The organism is Bradyrhizobium campsiandrae, from assembly GCF_014529705.1.
GTDB lineage: Bacteria > Pseudomonadota > Alphaproteobacteria > Rhizobiales > Xanthobacteraceae > Bradyrhizobium > Bradyrhizobium campsiandrae.
Map to the genome: position 1 here is coordinate 183271 of NZ_JAANIH010000003.1, position 24161 is coordinate 207431.

General features: G+C 64.4%; 21 protein-coding genes. 11 read left to right on the forward strand and 10 right to left on the reverse strand.

Annotation, left to right across the window (positions count from 1 at the left end):
• Positions 1 to 10 precede the first annotated feature (10 nt).
• The 3 genes from biuH to G8O24_RS03540 are packed head-to-tail and all read left to right on the forward strand — an operon-like array spanning position 11 to position 2721.
• The gene (gene biuH / locus G8O24_RS03530; protein ID WP_188096509.1) at positions 11 to 694 is read left to right on the forward strand and encodes a biuret amidohydrolase; all 684 of its coding nucleotides are present in this window, start codon (positions 11 to 13) and stop codon (positions 692 to 694) included.
• Positions 691 to 2223 carry an ABC transporter ATP-binding protein gene (locus tag G8O24_RS03535; RefSeq protein ID WP_188096511.1) on the forward strand — a complete coding sequence of 511 codons (1533 nt, stop codon included), beginning with the start codon at positions 691 to 693 and terminating at the stop codon, positions 2221 to 2223. Before biuH ends, G8O24_RS03535 begins: the two co-directional genes overlap by 4 nt.
• A 12-nt stretch (positions 2224 to 2235) precedes the next feature.
• Positions 2236 to 2721 carry a nucleoside deaminase gene (locus G8O24_RS03540; protein ID WP_188096513.1) on the forward strand — a complete coding sequence of 162 codons (486 nt, stop codon included), beginning with the start codon at positions 2236 to 2238 and terminating at the stop codon, positions 2719 to 2721.
• A 103-nt stretch (positions 2722 to 2824) separates the two neighbouring features.
• On the opposite strand, the gene G8O24_RS03545 is transcribed toward G8O24_RS03540, so the two are convergent.
• Positions 2825 to 3949, reverse strand: coding sequence for a hypothetical protein (locus G8O24_RS03545; RefSeq protein ID WP_188096515.1), 1125 nt, complete (start codon positions 3947 to 3949; stop codon positions 2825 to 2827).
• Positions 3950 to 4531: 582 nt separating this feature from the next.
• Between G8O24_RS03545 and G8O24_RS03550 the strand changes: the two genes are divergently transcribed.
• The 4 genes from G8O24_RS03550 (at position 4532) to G8O24_RS03565 (ending at position 9238) form a co-directional block, all read left to right on the forward strand.
• Positions 4532 to 6103 (forward strand): ABC transporter ATP-binding protein, encoded by a 1572-nt coding sequence (locus tag G8O24_RS03550; protein ID WP_188096517.1) that lies wholly within the window; start codon positions 4532 to 4534, stop codon positions 6101 to 6103.
• Positions 6087 to 7178, forward strand: coding sequence for an ABC transporter permease (locus tag G8O24_RS03555; protein WP_188096519.1), 1092 nt, complete (start codon positions 6087 to 6089; stop codon positions 7176 to 7178). The genes G8O24_RS03550 and G8O24_RS03555 overlap by 17 nt, the downstream gene beginning before the upstream one ends.
• Positions 7165 to 8082: an ABC transporter permease gene (locus tag G8O24_RS03560; protein ID WP_188096520.1), complete on the forward strand. Its 918-nt coding sequence runs from the start codon at positions 7165 to 7167 to the stop codon at positions 8080 to 8082. The genes G8O24_RS03555 and G8O24_RS03560 overlap by 14 nt, the downstream gene beginning before the upstream one ends.
• Positions 8083 to 8161: 79 nt before the next feature.
• Complete coding sequence (locus tag G8O24_RS03565) at positions 8162 to 9238, forward strand: BMP family ABC transporter substrate-binding protein (protein ID WP_188096522.1); 1077 nt, start codon at positions 8162 to 8164, stop codon at positions 9236 to 9238.
• 102 nt (positions 9239 to 9340) lie between these two features.
• Here G8O24_RS03565 and G8O24_RS03570 read toward each other — a convergent pair whose 3' ends face one another.
• Positions 9341 to 10690 (reverse strand): 8-oxoguanine deaminase, encoded by a 1350-nt coding sequence (locus tag G8O24_RS03570; RefSeq protein WP_188096524.1) that lies wholly within the window; start codon positions 10688 to 10690, stop codon positions 9341 to 9343.
• Between the two features lie 153 nt (positions 10691 to 10843).
• On the opposite strand from G8O24_RS03570, the gene G8O24_RS03575 reads away from it, so the two are divergent.
• Both G8O24_RS03575 and G8O24_RS03580 read left to right on the forward strand, forming a co-directional pair.
• Positions 10844 to 11671, forward strand: coding sequence for an FAD binding domain-containing protein (locus tag G8O24_RS03575; RefSeq protein ID WP_188096525.1), 828 nt, complete (start codon positions 10844 to 10846; stop codon positions 11669 to 11671).
• Positions 11668 to 14409: a molybdopterin-dependent oxidoreductase gene (locus G8O24_RS03580; RefSeq protein WP_188096527.1), complete on the forward strand. Its 2742-nt coding sequence runs from the start codon at positions 11668 to 11670 to the stop codon at positions 14407 to 14409. Before G8O24_RS03575 ends, G8O24_RS03580 begins: the two co-directional genes overlap by 4 nt.
• A 66-nt stretch (positions 14410 to 14475) precedes the next feature.
• On the opposite strand, the gene uraD is transcribed toward G8O24_RS03580, so the two are convergent.
• From uraD to G8O24_RS03600, 4 genes are all read right to left on the reverse strand, one after another.
• A complete protein-coding gene (gene uraD, locus G8O24_RS03585) occupies positions 14476 to 15363 on the reverse strand; it encodes a 2-oxo-4-hydroxy-4-carboxy-5-ureidoimidazoline decarboxylase (RefSeq protein WP_188096529.1) in 888 nt (295 codons plus the stop codon).
• Between the two features lie 8 nt (positions 15364 to 15371).
• Positions 15372 to 16307, reverse strand: a complete 936-nt coding sequence (gene puuE / locus G8O24_RS03590; RefSeq protein ID WP_188096531.1) for an allantoinase PuuE — start codon at positions 16305 to 16307, stop codon at positions 15372 to 15374.
• Positions 16308 to 16721 (reverse strand): DUF3830 family protein, encoded by a 414-nt coding sequence (locus G8O24_RS03595; RefSeq protein WP_188096533.1) that lies wholly within the window; start codon positions 16719 to 16721, stop codon positions 16308 to 16310. It abuts the gene before it with no gap.
• Positions 16722 to 16810: 89 nt separating this feature from the next.
• On the reverse strand, positions 16811 to 17098 hold the full coding sequence (locus tag G8O24_RS03600; RefSeq protein WP_188096536.1) for a hypothetical protein: 288 nt from the start codon (positions 17096 to 17098) through the stop codon (positions 16811 to 16813).
• A gap of 253 nt (positions 17099 to 17351) precedes the next feature.
• Between G8O24_RS03600 and G8O24_RS03605 the strand changes: the two genes are divergently transcribed.
• Positions 17352 to 17570 carry a hypothetical protein gene (locus tag G8O24_RS03605; protein WP_188096538.1) on the forward strand — a complete coding sequence of 73 codons (219 nt, stop codon included), beginning with the start codon at positions 17352 to 17354 and terminating at the stop codon, positions 17568 to 17570.
• A gap of 877 nt (positions 17571 to 18447) precedes the next feature.
• Here G8O24_RS03605 and G8O24_RS03610 read toward each other — a convergent pair.
• The 4 genes from G8O24_RS03610 to G8O24_RS03625 all read right to left on the reverse strand — a co-directional run bounded on the left by G8O24_RS03610 (position 18448) and on the right by G8O24_RS03625 (position 22913).
• Positions 18448 to 18834 (reverse strand): hypothetical protein, encoded by a 387-nt coding sequence (locus G8O24_RS03610; protein WP_188096540.1) that lies wholly within the window; start codon positions 18832 to 18834, stop codon positions 18448 to 18450.
• 188 nt (positions 18835 to 19022) lie between these two features.
• The gene (locus G8O24_RS03615; protein WP_188096542.1) at positions 19023 to 20342 is read right to left on the reverse strand and encodes an alpha/beta hydrolase; all 1320 of its coding nucleotides are present in this window, start codon (positions 20340 to 20342) and stop codon (positions 19023 to 19025) included.
• Between the two features lie 117 nt (positions 20343 to 20459).
• Positions 20460 to 22247, reverse strand: coding sequence for a chloride channel protein (locus G8O24_RS03620; protein WP_188096544.1), 1788 nt, complete (start codon positions 22245 to 22247; stop codon positions 20460 to 20462).
• 12 nt (positions 22248 to 22259) lie between these two features.
• Positions 22260 to 22913, reverse strand: coding sequence for a class II aldolase/adducin family protein (locus G8O24_RS03625; protein ID WP_188096546.1), 654 nt, complete (start codon positions 22911 to 22913; stop codon positions 22260 to 22262).
• Positions 22914 to 23438: 525 nt separating this feature from the next.
• Here G8O24_RS03625 and G8O24_RS03630 point away from each other — a divergent pair.
• On the forward strand, positions 23439 to 24011 hold the full coding sequence (locus tag G8O24_RS03630) for a YciE/YciF ferroxidase family protein (RefSeq protein WP_188096548.1): 573 nt from the start codon (positions 23439 to 23441) through the stop codon (positions 24009 to 24011).
• The last annotated feature ends 150 nt before the right edge of the window (positions 24012 to 24161 follow it).

Here is a 24161-nt window from a genome sequence, read left to right on the forward strand (position 1 = left end):
GAGCGAAATCATGCCCGAGCGCTACATCAAATCCGAGCCTTACGCCTGGCCTTACAACGGCGATCTCCGCCCTGAAAACACCGCGCTCATCATCATCGACATGCAGACCGATTTCTGCGGCGTCGGTGGCTATGTCGACAAGATGGGCTACGACCTGTCCCTGACGCGGGCGCCGATCGAGCCGATCAAGAGGCTGCTTGCCGCCATGCGCAAGCAGGGCTTCCACATCATCCATACCCGCGAGGGTCATCGCCCCGACCTCTCGGACCTTCCCGCCAACAAACGCTGGCGCTCGCGTCAGATCGGGGCCGGCATCGGCGATCCCGGCCCGTGCGGCCGCATCCTGGTGCGCGGCGAACCTGGCTGGGACATCATCGAGGAGCTTAGCCCCCTGCCGGGCGAGCCGATCATCGACAAGCCCGGCAAGGGCTCGTTCTGCGCCACCGACCTCGAGCTGATCCTGCGCCTGCGCGGTATCGAGAACATCGTATTGACCGGCATCACCACCGACGTCTGCGTCCACACCACCATGCGCGAAGCCAATGATCGCGGCTTCGAATGCGTGCTGCTGCACGATTGCTGTGGCGCGACCGACAAGAGTAATCACGACCACGCACTGAAGATGATCAAGATGCAGGGCGGCGTATTCGGCGCGGTCTCGACCTCGGACGCCTTCATCGGAGCGATTTCGTGATCATCGGCGAGCCGCCTCCGCTTGTCGGCGCTTTCGGCGTCGATGCCATAGCCATGACCATGCGCTTCGGCGACTTCCTGGCGCTTAACAATGTCGAGCTGAAGGTACGACCGGGCTCGTTCCATGCACTTCTGGGCGAGAACGGCGCCGGAAAATCCACCCTCGTCAAATGCATCATGGGCTACTATCACGCTACCGAAGGCGACATCCTCATCGGCGGCCGCGAGCAGGCGATCGCCAACCCGAAAGATGCGCATGCGCTCGGCCTCGGCATGGTCTACCAGCACTTCACGCTGGTGCCGGCCATGACGGTCGCCGAAAACCTCGTGCTGGCGCGCGACGATGTACCGGCCGTTGTGAACTGGCCGAAGGAGATGAAGGAGCTCGAGGCGTTTCTTGCCCGCATGCCCTTCAAGGTGCCGCTCTCCGCCAAGGTCTCCGACATCTCGGCTGGCGAGCGCCAGAAATGCGAGATCCTCAAGCAGCTTTATCTCAAGCGCCGCTTTCTGATCCTGGATGAACCGACCTCGGTGCTGACGCCGGCCGAAGCCGACGAGGTGCTGGGCATGCTCCGTGACATGGTCGTCAAGGGCGAGCTGACCATCCTGATGATCACGCACAAGTTCCGCGAAGTCATGGCCTTCGCCGACGAGGTCACCATCCTCCGCCGTGGCAAGCTCGCCGGTGCCGGCAAGGTTTCCGAGCTCACGCCGGATGCGATGGCGCGCACCATGATCGGCGCCGAGGAACTGACGGTGCAACCGCCACGCACCGGAGAAGCCGGTAAGGCGCGCCTGGAGCTGGAAAAGCTCCGCGCGCTCGACGATGCCGGCGCCATGGCGGTGCATGACGTCTCCCTCACCGTACGTGCCGGCGAGATCGTCGGCATTGCCGGCGTCTCCGGCAACGGCCAGCGCCAGCTGGTCGAGGTCCTGGCTGGCCAGCGCGAGGCGGAGAGCGGCGAGATCCGCGTCGCCGGCGATGCCTATCACGCCAGCCGTGAGGAGATGCGGCGGCACAAGATGTCGCTTCTGCCTGAGGAGCCGCTTAAGAACGCCTGCGTCGGCGGCATGAGCGTCGCCGACAACATCGCCTTCCGCGAGTTTGACCGCGCTCCCTTTGCCAGTGGCGGCTGGTGGCTCAACCGCAGCGCCTTCCGCGACGACGCGAACAGGAAGATCGGGCAATACAAGATCAAGACCCGCAGCCCGGAAACACCGATCTCGGCGCTGTCAGGCGGCAACGTCCAGCGCGCCGTGCTTGCTCGCGAGCTCGCGGGCGACGTCGAAGTGCTGATCGCGGCGAACCCCTGCTTCGGCCTCGACTTCGCGGCGGTGGCGCAAATCCACGCCGAGATCATGGCGGCGCGCAACCGCGGCGCCGCAGTGCTGCTGGTCAGTGAGGACCTCGACGAACTGCTCGAACTCTCCGATCGGCTGGTGGTGATGTTCCACGGCGAATTCGTGTATGAAGCACGGACCAGCGCGGCCGACCTCACCGAGATCGGCCGGCACATGGCGGGGCACTAATCGGGAGTTGCCATGAGCAGCGCAACTGAGCGCGACGAGCACTTCCTGCGTTTGGCCTTCGCGGTCGCCCGCCGCTCCCTCACCCACGGCAACCACCCCTTCGGCTGCATCGTCGTCGATGCCGACGGCCGCGTGCTGATCGAGACCGAGAACGGCTACATGCCCGATCGCGACGGCACCGCGCACGCCGAGCGCCTGGCGGCGGCGCAAGCCTGCCGCACGCTGAGCCGCGAAATACTGGCGCGGTCGACGCTCTATTCCTCCGCCGAGCCCTGCGCGATGTGTTCAGGCGCGATCTACTGGGCCGGCATCGGCCGCGTCGTCTACGGCCTCAGCGAGCATCGCCTGCGCGGTGTCACAGGCAACCACCCGGAGAACCCGACACTCGATCTTCCCTGCCGCAACGTCTTTGCAAGCGGCCAGCGGCCGACCGAAGTGGTGGGGCCGTTGCTGGAAGATGATGCCGCAGCGCTGCACGATGGCGCATGGACGAAGTAGATGTCCAACAAGCGCCATCGAAGGCTGGACCTCCACATCCTAAAAGCAGAACGGCGCCGCGCAGTCCTGCGCGACGCCATCCTAACCCTAAAATCTCAGGCGATCAGAACTTCACAGTGACACCACCGTAGACCGTGGACTCCGTGCAGCTGTTGGTGCTCTGGCCGGTTGCGGCGATGGTGCAGACGCCGGGCATGGCATTGTGGTCGAGACCGAACTTGTTCTGCCAATAGCGGTAGGCAACCCAGAGATCGACGAAGTGCGAGTACTTGTCACCCCACACCGCCTTCGAAGCGTCGAAGGTCAGGCGGATCGGCTCGCTGTTGAGCTCGGTCTTGGAGGCGGTGGACAACCGGCCGATACCGGAGAGTGCGGGCAGGCCGTTCGAGTCACCCTTCGGACCGTACCAGCCGGCGCGGCCGCTGATCGACCAGAACTGCATGTTCGGGGGCAGGAAGCCGAGGTCCATGTAGTAGTTGATTTCGACGGCCCAGGTCGGCCTGTAGCTGACATTGCCGTCCGAGTTGCAGCTGAAGCCCGGCACGGCACCGGCAAATCCGCCACCGCATTGCGTGAAAGCGTTGTGATTCAGGAACTCCCAGTACATCAACGGCGCAACGTTGATGTAGCCTTTGTAGGGAAGGTCGAAGGCAAACTGGAGACCGGCAACCAAGTCGCGCTTGGCCGGCGCGAGATAGTTGTTTTCCGTGTTGGCGTCCATACCGACTTCGAACGAGATGTTGTGCAGCGGGCCGGCAGTGAACGCCTTGGTGTTGAACAACTCATTCCAGCCGAATGTCGAACGGAACAGCCCGTAGATTTCCGTCGCGCCGGAGCAATTCGCAGCCGTTGCAACGCCCGTGCCCGGGTTGAACACGACGCCGGCGTTCGTGCACGGATTGGTCGGATCGTTCTGACCCGACTTGAACATCGAGATCGTGAAGAAGTTGGTGCCGTAGGCCCAGAGGTCGAAGTGGGTGAACGAGTAAACCTGCTTGGCCGTCTTGCCGTTGATGCTGCCATCGGGACGGACGCTCCAGATGCCGGGGTCGGTGCCCTTCGGCATCCAGGAGAACGACACGCGGTCATCGATCACCAGGAAGAATGGGAGGTCAGGTGCCTTCTTTGCTGCCTTGACCGGCAGATCCGCAGCCTGCGCCAGTCCACCCGTGGCGAGCGTAGCAAGTGACAGCGCCGCGGCTGCAATTGCCTTGAAACGAAACGACATCCTGAATACCCCCAAGTTTGGACACGTAAAAATGAACGTCCCTTGGGTGCGACACTTGCGCCGAAGTCCCGAGGTGAGAAGCCTCAACTTTTTTCAAGGCATGCCGCTTATTTCAGCAGCAATCGGCACGGCACAGCCGAATTTTGCGAGGTTTTGCGCGACAGCTGTCTCGACGCCCAACGATGCCGGGAACGCCATTGCCGAACTATCCTGTTTGATTCTGCTTACTTTTTGTGTTGAGAGATCGACCCGATCGCAACCGTCAAGGACGACCGCTGTTGCCGTAGTCCATTGCATACGAGCGCTGCCGCGGCTTTGCTCAACTTCACGTCAAGCCTGCATAGTCAGTTCCGATTTGGTTTGAACCGTTACAAATTTACAACAACCCGTGCATGGACGGCGCAGCCCGCGACGGCGCTGTGAGGCACGGATTGGGGAGATCCCGCCTGCGAGACGGCCGCGACTCGCGAGGCCTCCCCCTGCCGAAGCGTTGAGCAAGGGATGACGCTTTTTCACACCTTACGCGGCGGTTCAAACTAGCCCACTATTGAGGCAAATCATCCCATACCAGCGTATCAGCGAATGTTAGATCCGACGCCTAACGGCCTGCATTCCGGCGAGGCCCCGTTGCTTCAAACGGTCGGCCTCACCAAGCGCTATGGGGATTTCCTCGCCAACGATTGCATCGACATCGACGTCTGGCCAAAGGAGATCCACGCGCTGCTCGGCGAGAATGGCGCTGGCAAGTCGACGCTGGTGAAGGCGATCTACGGCCTGATCCAGCCGAGCGCCGGCGAGATCCGCTGGCAGGGCGCGCCGATCGTGCTGTCCGGTCCTTCGGAGGCACGCAGTCGCGGCATCGGCATGGTGTTCCAGCACTTCTCGCTGTTCGACAATCTCACCGTCGCCGAGAATGTCGCGCTCGGTCTCGACGGCAAGGAATCCTTCAAGGACATGTCGGCGCGGCTGGAGCAGGTGTCGAAGACCTACGGCCTGCCGCTCGATCCCAGACGCGAGGTCTGGCAGCTTTCGGTCGGCGAACGCCAGCGCATCGAGATCGTCCGGGCGCTGATGCAGGACCCGAAATTCCTGATCCTGGACGAGCCGACTGCGGTGCTGACGCCGCAGGAGGCCGACCAGCTCTTCGTCGTGCTGGAACGCCTCAAGGCCGAAGGCCGCGCCATCCTCTACATCAGCCACAAGCTGGAGGAGGTGAAGCGGCTCTGCGACACGGCGACGATCCTGCGGGGCGGCAAGAAGATCCAGACCTGCAATCCCCGGCTCGAGACCGCAGCCTCGCTTGCACGCATGATGGTTGGCGGCGAGATCAAGGAGGTGAAGTCGGCTCCCGGCCGCCAGACCACGATACCGCGGCTGGTCGTCAACGATCTCTCGCTCGCACCCGACGAGGCGCACGGCGTGCGGCTCGAGCATATCTCGTTCGAACTGAAAGGCGGCGAGATCCTCGGTATCGCCGGCGTCGCCGGCAATGGCCAGGATGAGTTGTTCGCGGCCTTGTCCGGTGAGCGGCTGTCGAAGGATCCCGGTACGGTCGTGATCGAAGGCATCGCCGCCGGCCACCTTTCGATCACCAGGCGCCGCAAGCTCGGCGCTGCCTTCGTCCCCGAAGAGCGGCTGGGCCACGGCACCGCGCCGCGCATGAAGCTGTCGGAGAACGCGCTGCTCACCGGACACGCCGCCAGCGGCATGGTCAATCACGGCTTCATCGACACGGCGGCCACGCTGAAGACCGTAGACAAGGCGACCGAGACCTTCGATGTCCGCAAGGCCAAGCGTGATCCGGAAGCTGCGAGCCTTTCCGGGGGCAACTTGCAGAAATTCATCGTCGGCCGCGAAATTCTGCGCAATCCGGCCGTGCTGGTGGTGAGCCAGCCGACCTGGGGCGTCGACGCCGGTGCCGCCGCCGTCATTCGCCAGGCGTTGCTTGATCTTGCGACCGCAGGCGCTGCCGTGCTCGTCACGAGCCAGGATCTCGACGAACTCACGGAAATCGCCGACCGCATCGCCGTGATGTTCCACGGCCGGCTCTCGGAACCGCTCGCGACGCGCGATGCCACGCGCGAAAGGCTCGGTCTTCTCATGGGCGGCAGCAGCCTCGAGCCAAAGGAGGCCGCACATGCAGTTGGTGCTTGAGAAGCGCGCTGAGCGCTCCAACACGATCGCGCTGGTCTCGCCGCTGATCGCCATCGGCCTGACAATCGTGACCATGACCATCCTGTTCGCGATCCTCGGCAAAAATCCGCTGCTTGCGCTGCACGCCTATTTCATTGCGCCCCTGACCGACGGCTATTCGCTGCAGGAGATCGCGGTGAAGGCGACGCCGCTGGTGATGATCGCGATCGGGCTGTCGCTCTGCTATCTCGCCAACGCCTGGAACATCGGCGCCGAGGGGCAATTCCTGATCGGCGCGGTCGCCGGAAGCTGGATCGCGGTGAAGACGCAAGGCACCGACGCCGGCGCCTGGGTGCTGCCAGCGATGCTCCTGGTTGCTGCCGCCGCGGGCGCGGTCTATGCGCTGATTCCGGCGATCTGCAAGGTGAAGTTCGGCGCCAGCGAGATCCTGACCAGCCTGATGCTGGTCTACGTCGCCGACCTGCTGCTGGACTATCTCGTCCGCGGACCCTGGCGCGATCCGAACGGCTTCAACTTCCCGACCACGGCGGAGTTCGATCCCGTGGCGACGGTGCCACTGCTGATCGAGGGCGGCCGGCTGCATCTCGGCTCGATCATCGCGTTGCTGGTCGTTGCGGCGGCTGCAATCCTGCTCGGGCGCACTATCAAGGGCTTCGAGATCCGCGTCGTGGGTGCAGCTCCCCGAGCGGCGCGGTTCGGCGGTTTCAACGCCAACCAGCTGGTCATCCTGACCTTCGCGGTGTCAGGCGCGCTCGCGGGCCTTGCCGGCATCATCGAGGTCGCAGGCCCCGTCGGGCACCTCCAGCCCGGCATCTCGCCCGGCTATGGTTTCACCGCGATCATCGTCGCCTTCCTCGGCCGCCTGAATCCGCTTGGAATATTAATTGCAGGCCTTTTTCTGGCGCTGACCTTCATCGGCGGCGAGCAGGCGCAGATCGCAATGAAGATCCCGTTGGATGTCACCAAGGTCTTCCAGGGCATTTTGCTCTTCTACGTGCTCGCCTGCGATTCCCTCATTCTGTATCGCTTCAAGCTGGTCTTCCCGAACCGTCAGGTGGCCCGTGGAGCTGGTTGAAGCCATCATCCTGTCGGTGCTCGCCGCCTCGACACCGCTGCTGATCGCGGCGACCGGCGAGCTCGTCACCGAGCGCTCCGGCGTACTCAACCTCGGCGTCGAAGGCATGATGATCGTTGGCGCGGCTTGCGGCTTTGGCGGCGCATGGCTGACCGGGTCGATCTTCATCGGCGCACTGTTCGGCATTGTCGCTGGGACGCTGATGTCGCTGATCTTCGCGCTGATGGCGCTCGGCCTTGCTGTCAATCAGGTCGCGACTGGGCTGGCGTTGACCATTCTCGGCATCGGTCTCTCCGGCCTGATCGGCGCAGGCTTCGTCGGCGAACGACTGACGCCGGCCGCGCATCTGTCGATTCCCGGCCTCACCGACATTCCATTGGTGGGCCGCGTGCTGTTCGGCGAGGACGCCTTCGTCTACTTCTCCATCGCGCTCATCATCGCCGTATGGTGGTTCCTGTACCGCACGCGCGCGGGTTTGATCCTGCGCGCCTGCGGCGACAACCACGTCTCCGCGCACGCGCTCGGCTATCCCGTGCTACGCATCCGCACTCTCGCCGTGATGTTCGGCGGCGCCTGCGCCGGGCTTGCAGGCGCCTATCTGCCGCTCGCCTACACGCCGTTCTTCATTCCCGGCATGACCGCGGGCCGCGGCTGGATCGCGCTGGCGCTGGTCGTGTTCGCGTCGTGGCGGCCGGGCCGGCTCGTGGTCGGCGCGTATCTGTTTGGCGCAGTGACGATCCTTCAGCTACATGCTCAAGGCTGGGGCGTCGGCGTTCCCTCGCAATTCATGTCGGCGCTGCCTTATCTTGCCACTGTCATCGTGCTGGTCCTGCTCTCCCGCGCGCGCACCGGCGGTTCGACCGCGCCGGCCGCGCTCGGCACCGTGTTCGTGCCTGATCGCTAGCGTTTTCATTTCCGCGGCGTGCGCGATGGGGCGCGCATGTTGCGGATCGTGGCTTTCCCCTGATGTTTGGAGATTGATGATGAGGAAATCACTTCTTGCGCTGGCTGCCGGCATTCTGCTCGCCGGGAGCGTCAGTGCAGCCTCCGCCGCCGACAAGCTCAAGGTCGGCTTCATTTACCTCGGTCCGATCGGCGATCTCGGCTGGACCTATCAGCATGAGCTCGCCCGCCAGGCGCTGGTGAAGGAGTTTGGCGACAAGATCGAGACCACCTATCTCGAGAACGTCCCTGAAGGTCCCGACGCCGAGCGCGCCATCGAGCAGCTCGTCCGCGCCGGCAACAAGCTGATCTTCACGACGTCGTTCGGCTACATGGATCCGACGCTGAAGGTCGCGAAGAAATATCCGAACGTGCACTTCGAGCACGCCACCGGCTACAAGCGCGACAAAAACATGTCGACCTACTCGTCGAAATGGTACCAGGGCCGCTACATTCAAGGCCTGATCGCGGCCAAGATGTCGAAGTCAGGCGTGCTCGGCTATATCGGCTCGTTCCCGATTCCCGAGGTCGTCTCCGGCATCAACGCGACCATGATCGCGGCGCAGAGCATCAACCCGAACATCAAGGTCAAGATCATCTGGGCCAACACCTGGTTCGATCCGGGCAAGGAGGCCGACGCCGCCAAGGCGCTGATCGACCAGGGCGCCGACGTGATCATGCAGCATACGGATTCGCCGGCCGCGATGCAGATTGCCAGCGAACGCGGCAAGCTCGCCTTCGGCCAGGACTCCGAGATGATCAAGTTCGGTCCGAAGACCCAGCTGACCTCGATCCTCGACACCTGGGCGCCCTACTACATCGCCCGGGTCAAGGCCGAGCTCGACGGAACCTGGAAATCCGAGGACACCTGGGGCGGCCTCGACAGCCACATGTTCGCGATGGCGCCCTATACCAACATGCCCGACGACGTGAAGAAGATCGCCGAGGATGCCCAGGCGGCCATCACCGCCGGCAAGCTGCACCCGTTCAAGTGCCCGGTCATTGGGCAGGACGGCAAGGAGATCGAGTGCAAGGGCGGCGCCAATCTCGCCGACGGCCAGATCCTCGGCATGAATTTCTACGTGAAGGGCATCGACGACAAGCTGCCGGGCAAGTAGCACGCTTCTTGCATTGCCTAAATCACCTGCTCCTCCCGGAGGAGGTTCGGAGGGGGTGGCCAGAAGCACCCGGCACTTGTGGTCGCCCCCTCCATCTATTTCCTATCCTGCCTGCATCGCCCGCGCCGCGGCGGTGTGCCGGTTGAGCAGGTCCGGAACGTCCAGTCCCGGGATCGAGCCATCAACCACGGCCCAGTTCCCCGCCACCATCACCCTGTCAGCCCGATGCGCCCCACACAGCACCAGCGCGGCCAGGGGATCGCCATGGCCGGAGAAGCGCAACTCGTCGAGCTTGAACAGCGCAAGGTCGGCGGCCTTGCCGAGCGCGATCTCACCGAGTTCCGGACGGCCGACGCAGGCCGCCGAGCCTTTAGTAGCCCAGCGCAGCGCGTCCTTGTGGCTGACCTTGGTCACGCCATAGCGAGCCCGCTGGAGCAGGAACGCCGCCCGCACCTCCTGCATCAAATTCGACCCGTCATTGGAGGCCGAACCGTCGACGCCGATGCCGATGCCGACGCCGGCCTCTTCCATGTCACATACCGGGCAGCAGCCGGAAGCCAGCAGTTGATTGCTACACGCACAATGGCTGATCGTCGTCTTCGCCTTGCCGAGGCGCTTCATCTCGTCGGCATTGAAAAAGATGCCGTGAGCAAGCCAGGTCCGCGCGTTCAGCCAGCCGCACTGATCGAGATAATCGAGCGGCCTACAGCCATACATCTGCTGGCAGAATTTGTTCTCGTCCTCGGTCTCGGCGAGATGGGTGTGCAGGCGCACGTCGAGCTTGCCCGCGAGATCGGCGGTGGCGCGCATCAGCGACGTCGTCACCGAGAACGGCGAGCACGGCGCGAGCGCAATCTGCACCATCGCATCCGCACCGCGCTGGTGATATTTCCCGACCACGCGCGCGCTATCGGCGAGGATGGTGTCCTCGTCCTGCACGACGCTGTCGGGCGGCAGGCCGCCATCGCGCTGCGACAGGTTCATCGAGCCGCGCGTCAGCAGCACGCGCACGCCGAGCCGCTTTGCGACAGCGACCTCGATATCGACGGATTCTTCCAGCCCCGCCGGGAAGACATAGTGATGGTCGGTCGTCGTGGTGCAGCCCGACAGCAAGAGCTCGGACATCGCCACGGTGACGCCGAGCTGCAGCGCCTCGGGCGTCATCCTCGCCCACACCGGATAGAGCGCCTGGAGCCAGGGAAACAGCTCGCGGTCCATCGCCGCCGGCAGAGCTCGCGTCAGCGTCTGATAGAAGTGATGATGGGTGTTGATAAGGCCGGGCAGCACAACGTGCTCACGCGCATCGAACTCCGCAGCATCGGCAGTCGCCGGCGTGCCGCCGGACGGTACGAGCTCGATGATCCGGCCCTCCTTCACCACGATCCCGCGCGCCGCACCGTCGGCGAGAATGGCCAAGGGATCCCTGATCCAGATCGGCTTTGCGTCACTCATGACTCAGTTTCTCCTCACCCTCGTTAATGAATAGCCTGCAAGGCGGAGGCCATCCCGAGAGCGTTATCGCTGTGACTTGTTGTTGCTACTTGGCGCTGGTCTTGCAAGACTTTCGCTGAAGTCAAATCCCCCGGTGCAGGCATTCTCGCAGCCATGGACTTGAATACCATCACAGCGGTCGCTCATCCGCAAACGCGCTCCGAATTGCCCGTTTGGACGCCAGGCGATGCTTGGCTCGCGGGCGGTACGTGGCTGTTCTCGGAGCCGCAGATCCATCTCACACGGCTGATCGATCTCACCGATCTGAAATGGCCTGCGCTGACGATCACCGACAGCCACCTCAGCATCGCCGCCACCTGCACCATCGCGCAACTCGATGCGTTTACTTGCCCGCCTGACTGGCTGGCAGCACCGCTGATCAGCCAGAGCTGCCGCGCCTTCCTCGCCTCCTTCAAGATTTGGAAGACGGCGACGGTGGGCGGCAATCTCTGCATGTCGCTGCCGGCGGGACCGATGATCTCGCTCACATCGGCGCTCGACGGCGTCTGCACCATCTGGAAGGCCGGCGGCGGCGAGCAAAGGATTCCCGCCGCCGATTTCGTCACCGGCAATCAACGCAACCGCCTGTCGCAAGGCGACCTGCTGCGACAGATAGACATTCCGCTTGCCGCGCTCAGGCGCCGCTCGGCATTTCGGCAGATTTCTCTCGCACCGGTTGGCCGCTCGGCGGCGCTTCTGATCGGAAGCCTCGATGGCGATGGAGCGCTGAAGCTGACGGTGACCGCATCGACCGTGCGCCCGATCCAGCTGTCGTTGCCCGATCCGACCGACGCAAGCGCGCTGCACGCCGCCATTGCGGAGGAGATCACCGACGATCTCTATCACACCGACATTCATGGCAAGCCGCTCTGGCGCAAGCACATGACGTTGCGGCTCGCCGAGGAGATCCGCTCCGAGCTGCTGGGTGCAATATCGCCATGAGTTTTGAGGTCAATGGCACGACGTTTTCGCGAGCGCCGCGCGCCGGCCAGTGCCTGCGCACGTTCCTGCGCGAGCTCGGTCATTTTGGGGTGAAAAAAGGTTGCGATGCCGGCGATTGCGGCGCCTGTACCGTATTGCTCGACGGCGAACCCGTGCACAGCTGCCTGATCCCGGCGTTTCGTGCCGAGGGACGCAGCCTCACCACGATCGAAGGGCTCGGCGGCGAGGACGGTGCGCATCCGATGCAGCAAGCCTTCCTCGACGCGCAAGGATTCCAGTGCGGCTTCTGCACCGCCGGCATGATCCTCACCTGCGCCTCGCTGAACCAGGCCCAGCGCACCGATCTCGGTGCTGCGCTGAAGGGCAACATCTGCCGCTGCACCGGCTATCGCGCGATCGAGGACGCCATCCACGGCAAGAGCAATGTCGAGGAGCGCGTCGAGGCTGGCGGCGCGTTCGGCCGCAGCCTGCCGGCGCCCGCGGGGCCGGACGTCGTGCGCGGCAAGGCGCGTTACACATTCGACACCCAGATTGACGGCCTGCTGCACATCAAGCTGCTGCGCTCGCCGCATGCGCATGCCAGGATCATTGCGATCGACAAATCGGCGGCGCTGGCGGTTCCCGGCGTGCATGCGGTGCTGACGCATGAGGATGCGCCAATGGTGCTGACATCGACCGCGCGGCACGAGAAGGATTGGATGGATCCCGAGGATACCCGCATCCTCGACGAGGTCGTCCGCTTCGTCGGCCAAAAGGTCGCGGCCGTGGTGGCCGAGAGCGAAGGCGCGGCCGAGGAGGCCTGCCGCCGGCTGAAAGTCACATACGAGATCTTGCCCGCGCTGATCGATCCGGAGCAGGCGATGCTGCCGGGCGCACCGCTGGTTCATCCTGATCGGACCACCGCCAACCGCGTTGCCGACGCGCAGCGCAATCTGGTCGCGGAGATTCACGGCGAGTTCGGCGATGTCGCCTCCGCGCTCGCCACATCCGCCGTCACATACGAGGCCACCTTCCACAGCCATCGTGTGCAGCATGCGGCGCTGGAGACCCATGGCGGCCTTGCCTGGCTCGACGATGCCAGTGTTCTCAACGTCCGCACCTCGACGCAGGTGCCGTTCCTGACCCGGCGAGCGCTCTCGAACATCTTCCAACTGCCGATGGACAAGGTCCGCGTGTTCTGCGAACGCGTTGGCGGCGGTTTTGGCGGCAAACAGGAGATGTTCGTCGAGGATATCCTGGCGTTGGCCGCGTTCAAGACCGGACGTCCCGTCAAGCTCGAGCTCACCCGTGAGGAGCAGTTCATCGCGACCTCGACGCGGCATCCGATGCGTGTCCACATCAAGGCCGGGGCCGATGCCCGGGGCAAGCTCACTGCGCTCCAGCTCGACGTGCTCTCCAACACCGGCGCCTACGGCAATCACGGCCCCTCCGTGATGTTTCACGCCGTGAACGAGTCGATCGCCGTCTATAACTGTCCGAACAAGCGCGTCGATGGTCGCGTCGTCTACACCAATACGGTGCCAGCAGGCGCGTTTCGCGGCTATGGCCTGCCGCAGACCGCGATCGCGGTGGAGGCTGCGATCGACGAGCTGGCGAAGCAGCTTGGCATCAGCCCTTACGACATGCGCCGCCGCAATATCGTCAGGCCCGGCGATCCCATGCTGTCGCCGCCTGAATCCGAATATCATGACGTGCTCTACGGCTCCTACGGGCTCGACCAGTGCATCGATCTCGTCGAGCGCGCGATGCAGGCGGATCGGCCACAAGGCGAGCTGTCACCGGACTGGTTGACCGGCGAGGGCATCGCGCTGACCATGATCGACACCGTGCCGCCCGCCGGCCATATCGCCGAGGCCATGATCGCGCTCAACGACGACGGCGGCTTCGATCTCACCGTGGGCACCGCCGAGTTCGGCAATGGCACCAGCACCGTGCACCGGCAGATCGCAGCGACTGTCCTCGCAACCACGGTCGACAGGATCCGCCTGCGCCAGTCCGACACCGCCCATGGCGGCCACGACACCGGCGCCTATGGCAGCACCGGCACGTTCGTCGCGGGCAAGGCGACGGAGGCCGCCGCAATGCAGCTTGCGACCGAGCTGAAGGCAGCGGCCGCCAACGCGTGGCTCTGCGATGCAGGGACTTGCACGCTCGACGGCGAGTTCGTCGTCAGCGGTGTGCGGCGCATGTCCTTTGTCGAGCTGGCGAAGCTTGCGCGCGCGGCGGGTCGTCCGCTCGCGGCGCAGGGCAATTCGGAGGGAACGCCGCGCTCGGTCGGCTTCAACGTGCAGGGCTTCCGCGTCGCCGTGAACAAGGGCACCGGCGAGGTCAGGATTCTCAGGAGCGTGCAGGCGGCCGATGCCGGCGTCGTCGTCAATCCCATGCAGTGCCGCGGCCAAGTCGAGGGCGGCGTCGCGCAGGCGCTTGGTGCTGCACTCTACGAGGAGATGGTGATCGACGCAGAGGGCCGCGTCACCAATCCGAAATTCCGCGACTATCATCTGCCGTCCTTCGCTGACGTGCCGCGCACGGAAGTGCTGTTCGCCGAGACGTCCGACACGATCGGACCCTTGGGCGCCAAGTCGATGAGCGAGAGCCCGTACAATCCGGTCGCCGCCGCGCTCGGCAACGCCATCGCGGACGCCACTGGCATCCGCTTCACGGCACCGCCCTTCAAGCCGGACCGGCTCTTTCCGGCGCTGCACGACAAGTTCGGCAATTCCGACGAGGTGCGGTAGCAGCGGCCACGGCGACACTTTGCTCCCTCTCCCCGCAAGCGGGGCGAGGTGAAGATCGCGCCGCATTCAGCTGCCGCGATAGGTCGAATAGCTCCAGGGCGTGACCAGCAGCGGCACGTGGTAGTGCGCCTCCGGCTCGCTGATCGCAAAGCGCAGCGGGATCTCGTCGAGGAACGGCGGATCGGAAAGCGGCACGTTGCGCGCGGCGTAGTAGTTAGCGACCCTGAAGCGGAGCTCGTAGCGGCCGATCGGCAGCGGCCGGCCGCCGATCAGCGGCTGGTCGGTGCGGCCGTCCGCATTGGTGAGGGTGCGCGCGATGATGCGGCTTTCGCCGAGCGCAGCGAGCTCGACCAGTTCAACCGGAATGCCCGGTGCGGGCTTGCCGGCGTGGCTATCCAGCACATGGGTCGAGAGCCGGCCGTGCACTTTCAGCTTGTCATCCGCACTGACAAGCTGATCGAGCCGCAGCGCCGAGATGCGGCCGATCTCCTCGATCGCGCGACGCGTCTCGGTCTTGGCGATATTGCGCAACCGCGTCTCGAAGTCGCGCAGCACGGAATCCTTGGTGTGCCGCCGCACGCAGACGATATAGGGGAAGCCGAACTTTTCGCGATAGGCGTTGTTGACGCGCTCGAAGGCGGCATATTCGGCCTCCGACAGCCGATCGAGACCGGCGCTGTTCTGCTCGGCGGTCGATTCCACCGTCAAGCCGGCCGCGCGCTGGGTCTTGTTGGCGAGATCCGGATGCGCGCGGATCAACGCCATCTGCGCATCGGGCTCGGCTGCCTGGATCGCCGCCATCAGCGCGGCGTGCAATTGATTGATGCCGGCGAACGGTCGCTGCGCCGCGATCTGTTCGGCGATCCACGGCGAATATTCGACGACATTGGCGAGCGCGGCGACGAAGTCGGCCTTGCTTGCGGCGTTGAGGTCGGCGAGCGAGATTTGCGCCATCACGCTCCCTACCCGATCTCGAACGCATCAGCGGCGAGATGCGCATGCTTGGCGTGCCAATGCTGCGCGATCTGCAGCCGCGTCGGCACCCAGACGTGCTCGTGCTTGCCGATGTAATCGAGGAAGCGCATCAGGCCGGCGGCGCGGCCGGGCCGTCCGGCGAGACGGCAGTGCAGCCCCACCGACATCATCTTCGGCGCGGTCTGCCCTTCCGCATAGAGCACGTCGAAGGCATCTTTCAGATAGGTGTAGAACTGCTCGCCTTCGGCAAAGCCTTGCGGGTTGATGAAGCGCATGTCGTTGGCATCGAGCGTGTAGGGAATGATGAGCTGCTTGCCGTTCGCGCCCTTGACCCAATAGGGCAGATCGTCGGCATAGGAGTCGCAGAGGTAGAGGAAGCCGCCCTCCTCCACCAGCAGACGGTTGGTGTTGATCGAGGAGCGCCCGGTGTACCAGCCGAGCGGCCGCGATCCGACCGCCTCGGTGTGGACGCGGATCGCTTGCGCAATCTCGGCGCGCTCCTGCGCCTCGGTCATGTCCTTGTGCTCGATCCATTTCAGGCTGTGGCTGGCGATGTCCCAGCCGGACTCCTTCATGGCAGCCACAATTTCCGGATTGCGCTTCAGCGCGGTGGCGACACCGAACACGGTGGTCGGCCATTTGCGCTCATTGAACATCCGCCACAGCCGCCAGAAGCCGGCGCGCGAGCCGTATTCGAACATGGATTCGATATTGGCGTGGCGCTGGCCCGGCCAGGGCTGCGCGCCGAGCACGTCGGACAGGAACGCTTCCGAGGCAGGGTCGCCATGCAGGATGTTGTTCTCGCCGCCTTCCTCGAAATTGACGACGAATTGCACCGCGACCCGGGCATTGCCGGGCCACTCCGGATGCGGCGGGTTGCGACCGTAACCGCGGAGATCGCGCGGGTAGCTGTTGTCGGTCACTCAGACTTCCTCGAAACGAATCGGCAGCGCGCCCTTCCACAGTACGCTCTTGCCCAGCGTCGCCAGGTTCTCCAGCCCCGAGGTCACGGTGATGAAGTGATTGCCGGCGAGCTGGCCCATCTTGCTGGCGAAGTGCACGCCGCCATAGGCGAGCAGGATCTCGGTTTCGCTGATGCCACCGGGATAGAGGATGATCTGGCCGGGCGCCGGATAGCTGGTGTGGTTCTCATAGCCGACGCCGAAATCGAGATCGCCCAGCGGCATCCAGACGCCCTCGCCGCTCCAGCGCACATGGATGATGTGGCTCTCGAACGGCAGCGCCTTGCGGAACGCCGCGACGGTCTTGGGCGCCGCCTGCTCTTCGAAGCGGGCATCGAAGGTGAAATCACCGGCGCGGATAACGAGTTTGCTCATCTCATCTCTCTGGATCGGGGCGACCGCCCCACGGGAATTTGCAAGCAAAGAGCATTCCAGCGGGTTCCGCGCAAGTGGCGCCAGGCCCATTACCTGCGATCGTAAGACCAGCCGAAAATGCCGCTCCGTCGCACCTCCGGCTCGGGCTCCGCAGTGGCGGCCGCCGCTGGTGGCACCTCCTTCAGTTCCGCCTGCGGTGGGGGCGACGCGGGCGCCGGCAGGGTCTCGCATTTCATGGAATAGACCAGCTTGCCATCTGCGGTGCGCCCGATAGGCGCGCAGGGGTCGACATGTGCCGCCGAGCTTTTTGCAGCGGGTTTGACCTGCGCTGCGGCCGGCGAGGCGATCAAAAGCAGGACCAGCAGATATTTCGACATCGTTGTCGTACCTAAAACCTAAATTACTCCCATTGAACCGGATTGCGCCGGTCAAGTCCATCGGGCCGGCAGGGCGATTGCCGAATATTTAGCCGGGACCAAAAAAGTTGCTCGCCCCATCGTGAAGCGGCGTTGCCGATCGTGAAGCCGGGCGCCGTTGATATTCGGCCGGGCGGATCGCCATGTCAGCCATGACGACGCACAGAAGGGATATTCCTCTCGCCGTGGGCGCGTCGTCACGGGAGAAACAACCATGCGAAAGACTCTTGCCATTCTTGGCGCCACGCTGATCACCGTCGTTACCGTCCAGACCGCCGCAGCGGGCGACCGCCATCACGTCCGCAAGGCGCGGCCCGCCCCCATCACTCAGTCGGTGCGCGACTCCAACGCGGCGATGTGGCCATCGCAGCCGTCCGAACCCGACTATTGGCGCTACGCCAACGGCGCATTGTCGGCCCCTGCGGGACGGTGATGTCGGGGGTCTAGGCACAGCTCTCTCCACGTCGTCATTGGTTAGCACCGGTCGAAGGTCGACCCGGGCTTGATCATGTGCTTCTCGAAATAACCCTGTCATTCCCCGCGAAGGCGGGGAATTCAGTACGCTGCGGCCATCGATTCAGTCACAGCCGTCTCGGAGTACTGGATCGCCCGGTCAAGCCGGGCGATGACAGCGAGTGCGTAGATGCAGACACATCTTCTCGCTCTCGCGACGCAATCCGCCCGAGCTTTGCCTGATCTCTCCACCCTCTCGATCAAGAGGGCGCAGGGAAGACCGGGTGCCAGCGGCACCCGCGGTCCGCTGCGCGAGATGTAGCGCAGAGAGAACCGCACAGCAGCATACAGGTGAAGCCCAACACACGGCCTTCCCTGCGCGATGGGTTGACGGCTTATGCCGCGCTCTCCCGGGAGCCGAATTCCTTCTGGCCTCCCTCGCCCCGCGAATTGCCGATGCGGTTGATCCGGTTGGACGCTCCACATCTCCGCGAAGGCTTGACCGTAGCGACGACGGCCGGGACCACACGGTTTTGCCGTACGCGCGTCCGCCAGCGCCGCAGGGGTCAATGGCATCGTGCACGTCGCCATCGACATGTTGGCGCGACGAACTGAACAGCGCCGTTCGTCTGCACGCGATTTCGGGCTCACAGGGACTACCCGCCCTGCCCATATCCCTCGTGCGACGCTGCCGCGTCCACCGCAAGCCCGGCTCGCGACACGTGACGACGTACGATCGCCCCTCAAGACCAAGCCGGGATGGGCGAAACATACGCTATTTCCGAATTTCGGTAAAGCGGAATATTTTCGCGTGAGCGGATTGACAGCCACCGGGGTGTTTTGCCCGTCGGGCGACGTCAGTACGGATTGTAGTAGTAGCGCGGGCCGCCATAGTAGCCGTAGCCCGGCCCATAATAGCGTGGGCCGCCATAATAATAGTTGTCGTAATATTCCTGGCGCCGGCTTTCGGCGATCGCGCCGCCGATGAGACCGGCCGCGACGCCCATGAAGGCAAGGCCCGCCGCGTTCGGCCCGCGGCGGTAATAGCGGTGACGCCGCACGGAGCTGAAATCGGTCGCGCTGGATGAGCCCTGCGCCGCCACGGCCGTCGCAGGCGCCGCCTTTGCGGACGGCGAGGACGCGGCAGCTGAAGGCGAGATCGAAGTGACCACCAGAGCCAGACCAGCGAATGCGGCCAGCGCCGTGCTGCGGCCAACTCTCGAATTTACGGACCTGTCACTCATCTCAACGTCCTCTGCCTTCGCCAAAAAGAAGATGTGGAAACACCAGATAATGCGCAAGGTACTGAAATAGTTTCCCGATCGCGGCAATCTGCCACGCCCAGAACGATCGTCAACCGAACCGGCAAATCCAGCTTGATCCATTCAACCTGAGCGGATCATGAACAGGCGCGCCGTTTTCCGAGCAACATTCAGGCCCGATACCTCCAGTACTTCCGGAGCGCATCGCCCGCAGCCTGGAGGTCGAAGCGCTGGTCGGGGCCGAGCTGCTGGGCGATCAGATTGAACATGTCGTTCAGGATCGAGCGCTTCTCACCGAAATAGGAATGATGCAGGCCGACAAGGCTGGTATCGACCAGCGAGGCATCGATGGTGTCGATACCGTCGACGACCGTCAGTGCCTCGCCAGCCTCGCCCGCCCGGGGATAGCCGTGCACGAATTTCGAGGCCAGCAGCGCGACATCGCGCGAGGACGCGTAGAGCGTGACGCACGCGGCGCAGCCTTTGAACTTGGCGGCGAGCTGGACGAAGCGATCGCGATCGATGTCGGGCGCGGCAAAGATGATCTGGCCGAGCTTCGCCGCGCCTGATGGCAGCTGCCAGGACGTGACGCGTTCGAGCGTGTTGATGACCGCGCGGTTGCCCATGCTGTGGGCGATGACGTGGACCTTGCCGGCGCCGACTTCGCCGAGCGCGAGCTGGAGAAACGCCTCGAAATGATCGCGTGACCAGTCGATCGTGCTCTCATCCACCGTGTACTTCTTGGTGTCCGCCGCCGAGGCCCAACTGTAAAGCAGCGTCCTGCCTGCAAATTTCAGATCCACCGCAAGCTGCGCGGCGCGCCGCGACGCATCCTCGAACGTCACGTTGTAACCGTGCACGAAGATCAGGACGTCGTGCAAATCCGCCGCAGCAAGCGAGTCTTTCAGGCGCGTGACGAACGCGTCGCGGTCGAGCGCCCCGACGCTTTTGAGGATCACGTGCTTTTCCGGATTGGGCGAGAATTCGAGGCGCCACCAACTGGGACCGGTGAGCTCACCGATGTCGCGGCCGCGCGTGGGGACGCTGACCTCCGCCACGCCGAAAGACAAATTGCCGCGCTCGCCGATAAAGTAACGCGCCGGCGTGTCGTCGCCCCGGGCGCGATCCGTGCCGTAGAAGACGGGGATGGTGACGATTCCAGTCGCCTCATCGGTGGCCGGCCGGACGGTATCGGGAACAACAGGCGGTGACACCCGCCCGCGACGGGTCACGGTCTCCCCGATGGCAACCGGCGCTGCCGTGTCCGCCATCACGCGTTGGACCAATTCCATGGCCGGCGGCTCGGCGAGCAGCCGCACGACCAGCAGGTCCAGCGATTGGCGAAGCCTATCCGGATCCTCGCCCTGGTCGGCGCGCCCGGCGAGCGCCTGCAATTCGTCGGCGTAAGGCGGCCATCTGTCGCCCAGCAGATCCTTCAACCGGGGCCCGAGTTCGAGCAAGGCAAGCAACAGGCGAAGCGTGTCCGACATCGCAACCCCCTCGTCGCTGGATGCGGCCAGGCGCCAGCCCTGCCGTCCGTTCCTAGCCTAGAGGTTGTGAACGATCTGGCAAGTCCGCATCGCGTGCCGGCGTCGACCTGCCCGGGCTTAAGACAGCGCCCCCAGCACGCCGCGCGTGGCCTTGTCGATCTCCTCGACATAGCGGCGGCGGGCGGTGCTCTCGGTCAGGAAGCCGACCACCTTGCGGCTGTCGGTGGAATCGACCACCGCCAGCATTTCGGCCTCCGCCTCATCGAACACCGCCATGGCCGACTTCACGTTCATTTCCGGGATCAGCACGATCTCGGTCAGCCGCGCGAGCTCGATGATCTGGATATCGTCGGCGATGGTGTCGAGGTCGCTGGAGAACAAATCGGGCAACAGGACCAGACCGACATATTCGTCGGAATTGTTGACGATGACGACGCCCGGGCGCGATCCCAGCGGAAATTCGCTGCGGGTCGCGGCGATCGTCGTGGTCGACGGCACCTTACCGACATCGGAGCGCATCAGCCGCTCGACGGTGAGGTTGCGCAGCCAGCCGACATCATTGGCACTGCGGATGGTCTCGCCGCGCAGATGCAGGCGCCAGGTCGAGAAGGAGTGGCCGAACATGAAGCGGACGCAGATCGAGGTGACGATGCAGCCGGCCAGCACCACGGCGGTGACGTCGACATTGCGGGTCATCTCGAGCACGAGGAACGACATCGTCAGCGGACCGCCGACGATGGCGACGCCGAGGGTCGCCATGCCGGTCAGCATCGCCACCAGCGGGTCGATCGCGAAGTTCGGGCTGATCAGCAGCAGCACCTCGGCAAAGAACTTCCCGATCAGGCTGCCGACGAACAGCGAGGCAAAGAACAGTCCGCCGCGGAAACCTGATGCCAGCGAGATCAGGCAGGCCGTCACTTTCAACGCAATGATGATTGCGACCAGGCCGATCGTCATGTCGTGAAAGAGGTCGAGCACCATGGCGCCGTGGCCGGCCGCGAGCACTTGCGGTGTGACGAGGGCGAAGCCACCGACGATGAGGCCGCCGAGCACCGGACGCAGCCAGACCGGCAGCCAGGCGAACAGCCGTTCGAACGCCGGCGAGGACCTCATCACGGCGATGCCGACGCCGCTGGTGATGAGCGCGAGCCCGATCAGCGCCAGATATTGCTCGACGCCGACGGCGCTGACCTTTGGTATTTCGATGGAGTACGGCGCGCCGCCGAGCCATTGCGCGGTCAGCGCGCCGGCGAGCGAGGCCGCCAAAATCGGCGCCGCGCTGCCGACCGAATAGACGCCGACGATCAGCTCGCAGGCGTAGAACGCGCCGGTGATCGGCGCGCCGAAGGCGGCCGCGATCGCCGCCGCCGCGCCGCAGCCGACGATCAGGCGCAAATCGTTGCGGCGGAGGTTGAAGAACTTTCCGAACAACGAGGCGATGCCCGAGCCGATCTGGGTGTAGCCGGCCTCGAGCCCGACCGAGGCGCCGCAGCCGTTCGAGATCAGGGTCTGGCTCGACACCACCACGCTGTCGCGCAGCGACAGATTGCCGCCGCGCAGCGCGTTGGCCTCGATCGGGTCGACCGCGCTCGAGATCTTCAGCCGTCGCCGCCACCATTCCATGATGCCGAGCGAGAGGCCCCCGAGCGCCGGCGCGATCATCGCCGCCCAGGGACTGATATAGGTGTTGGCCGAGAGGCGCACGTCGATCGGGATGCCGTAAATCACGACATGGGCGATTTGCGCGATCTCGGCCATCAGCGTCACGATCGCCCCGGCCAGCGTGCCGATCACGAGCGCCAGCGGGATCAAATAGAACTCGTTGCTGCGCAACAGCGCGCGCAGCCGCACCATGGTGCGGTTGGTCCCCTTGCCGTCGACGAAATATCTGATCCGCGCGAACACTGCTTGCGAGCCCTATCCTTCCGACAGGCCGTAGCCGGCCATGCGCTGACGGACCCGCTCGATCTCGTCGCTGGAGAGCAGCGGCGGTTTGCCGATCTGGAGGCAGCCGTGATATTGCCGCGCCAGCGTCTCGACCTCGACGGCGAGCCACATCGCCTTGTCGAGGGTCTTTCCGATCGCGATCATGCCGTGATGGTCGAGCAGGCAGGCGAGCCGGCCATCCAGCGCGCGGACCGCATGCTCGGACAGTTCCGCTGTCCCGAAGGTGGCATAGGGCGCGCAGCGGATGCTGTCGCCGCCGGCGGCGGCGATCATGTAATGGACGGGCGGGATCTCCATGCCCATGATCGCCAGGATGGTGCAATAGGTCGGGTGGGCATGGACGACGGCGTTGACATCGTTGCGCGCCTTCAGGATGTCCAGATGGAAGCGCCACTCGCTGGAGGGCTTCTGGCTCGGGGCGTGCGAGCCGTCCATCGCCATGAAGACGATCTGGTCCGGCGTCATGGCATCGTAAGGTGTACTGGTCGGCGTCATCAGCAGCCCTTCGCCGTGCCGCACGCTGATATTGCCCGAGGTGCCCTGGTTGATGCCGAGCGCGTTCATGCGGCGGCAGGCGTCGATGATGGCCTGTCTCTTGGCGAGCTCGTCCGCTGTCACCGACATCTCAAGTTCATCTCCACCTTCTTGGTGATGGGCGCTTGTTAGAGCCGAAGTACGTCAAAGCAATGTGGCAGTGCAAGCGAAAGCGGCCCGGTTCGGGCGCCGTCTTGCCGCCGCTCCTCATGCGGAACGAAATCGATCGTAAAATCAATAGATTAACAGAGTGTCGCAGAGCTATGGCAGCCTCGCCCGAACGGCCGCAATCCGGTTGATCACGAATTGCACCGACTAGGCCGGGAGCAGCATGCCGAGAGGCAGCAGCAGGACCGCCGCGACGGGCGTCGGCTCGGCATTTTCGCCGATGCCATGATTGCGCGCGGCGAACAGCTCGCTGCGTGAGCGCGGCGGCCTCGTGCCGGCGCTGTGTGAGGATGCGCGCGATCGCCTGCGGCAACGCTGGGCAAAGGTGAGCCCTTGCACCTGATCTCGCGCGCTGGTTTCGGTTTGGAACTTTCGCTCTCCAAAAGGCTTTGTCGCTCGAGGATTGAGGAGGGGGATGTCTTCCCTTCCAACTCGACAGGAGGACTTATGGCCAAGAAAGCAAAGAAGCGGGCGACCAAGACATCGTCGTCGCGAGGCGCACGGTCGCGCCAGCCCCAGAAGACGCTGAACGACCTTTTCGTTGAGACGCTGAAGGACATCTATTTCGCCGAGAACAAGATCATCAAGACCTTGCCCAAGATGGCGAAGGCCGCGCAATCCAAGGATCTCGCCGCAGCCTTCAACAAGCATCTGCGCGAGACCCAGGGGCAGGTGAAGCGGCTCGACCAGATCTTCAAGATGCTGGGCAAGCCGGCGCGCGGCAAGCCTTGCGAAGCCATCAACGGCATCACCGATGAAGGCGCCGAGATCATGAAGGAGTTCAAGGGAGCGCCCGCGCTCGACGCCGGCCTGCTCGCCGCCGCCCAGGCCGTCGAGCATTACGAAATCTCGCGCTACGGCACGTTGCGGACCTGGGCCGAGGAGCTCGGCATGCAGGACGCGGCCCGGCTGCTTCAGGCCACCCTCGACGAGGAGGAAGCAACCGATCACACGCTCACGGAGCTCGCCACATCCGTCATCAACGTCGAAGCAGAGCAAGAGCAGCTGGAAGCGGCCTGAGCCGCATCCCGCCCGACAATGCAGCGCCGCGGCCTCGCGCCGCGGCGTTCGCATTTTTGCAGATCGCACGCCGGCGCATGCCAAGTCGGCGTCTCCGCACTGGATTTTCCGGGAACCGGCCCCATATGCTGGCTTTCCCACCACCGAGAC

What these genes read in the sequence shown, in the direction of transcription:
- biuH (WP_188096509.1), top strand. Translation starts at nt 11, where the DNA reads ATGCCCGAGCGCTACATCAAATCCGAGCCTTACGCCTGGCCTTACAAC.
- G8O24_RS03540 (WP_188096513.1), top strand. Translation starts at nt 2,236, where the DNA reads ATGAGCAGCGCAACTGAGCGCGACGAGCACTTCCTGCGTTTGGCCTTC.
- G8O24_RS03545 (WP_188096515.1), bottom strand. Translation starts at nt 3,949, where the DNA reads ATGTCGTTTCGTTTCAAGGCAATTGCAGCCGCGGCGCTGTCACTTGCT.
- G8O24_RS03550 (WP_188096517.1), top strand. Translation starts at nt 4,532, where the DNA reads ATGTTAGATCCGACGCCTAACGGCCTGCATTCCGGCGAGGCCCCGTTG.
- G8O24_RS03555 (WP_188096519.1), top strand. Translation starts at nt 6,087, where the DNA reads ATGCAGTTGGTGCTTGAGAAGCGCGCTGAGCGCTCCAACACGATCGCG.
- G8O24_RS03565 (WP_188096522.1), top strand. Translation starts at nt 8,162, where the DNA reads ATGAGGAAATCACTTCTTGCGCTGGCTGCCGGCATTCTGCTCGCCGGG.
- G8O24_RS03570 (WP_188096524.1), bottom strand. Translation starts at nt 10,690, where the DNA reads ATGAGTGACGCAAAGCCGATCTGGATCAGGGATCCCTTGGCCATTCTC.
- G8O24_RS03575 (WP_188096525.1), top strand. Translation starts at nt 10,844, where the DNA reads ATGGACTTGAATACCATCACAGCGGTCGCTCATCCGCAAACGCGCTCC.
- G8O24_RS03580 (WP_188096527.1), top strand. Translation starts at nt 11,668, where the DNA reads ATGAGTTTTGAGGTCAATGGCACGACGTTTTCGCGAGCGCCGCGCGCC.
- uraD (WP_188096529.1), bottom strand. Translation starts at nt 15,363, where the DNA reads ATGGCGCAAATCTCGCTCGCCGACCTCAACGCCGCAAGCAAGGCCGAC.
- G8O24_RS03595 (WP_188096533.1), bottom strand. Translation starts at nt 16,721, where the DNA reads ATGAGCAAACTCGTTATCCGCGCCGGTGATTTCACCTTCGATGCCCGC.
- G8O24_RS03600 (WP_188096536.1), bottom strand. Translation starts at nt 17,098, where the DNA reads ATGTCGAAATATCTGCTGGTCCTGCTTTTGATCGCCTCGCCGGCCGCA.
- G8O24_RS03605 (WP_188096538.1), top strand. Translation starts at nt 17,352, where the DNA reads ATGCGAAAGACTCTTGCCATTCTTGGCGCCACGCTGATCACCGTCGTT.
- G8O24_RS03610 (WP_188096540.1), bottom strand. Translation starts at nt 18,834, where the DNA reads ATGAGTGACAGGTCCGTAAATTCGAGAGTTGGCCGCAGCACGGCGCTG.
- G8O24_RS03615 (WP_188096542.1), bottom strand. Translation starts at nt 20,342, where the DNA reads ATGTCGGACACGCTTCGCCTGTTGCTTGCCTTGCTCGAACTCGGGCCC.
- G8O24_RS03625 (WP_188096546.1), bottom strand. Translation starts at nt 22,913, where the DNA reads ATGTCGGTGACAGCGGACGAGCTCGCCAAGAGACAGGCCATCATCGAC.
- G8O24_RS03630 (WP_188096548.1), top strand. Translation starts at nt 23,439, where the DNA reads ATGGCCAAGAAAGCAAAGAAGCGGGCGACCAAGACATCGTCGTCGCGA.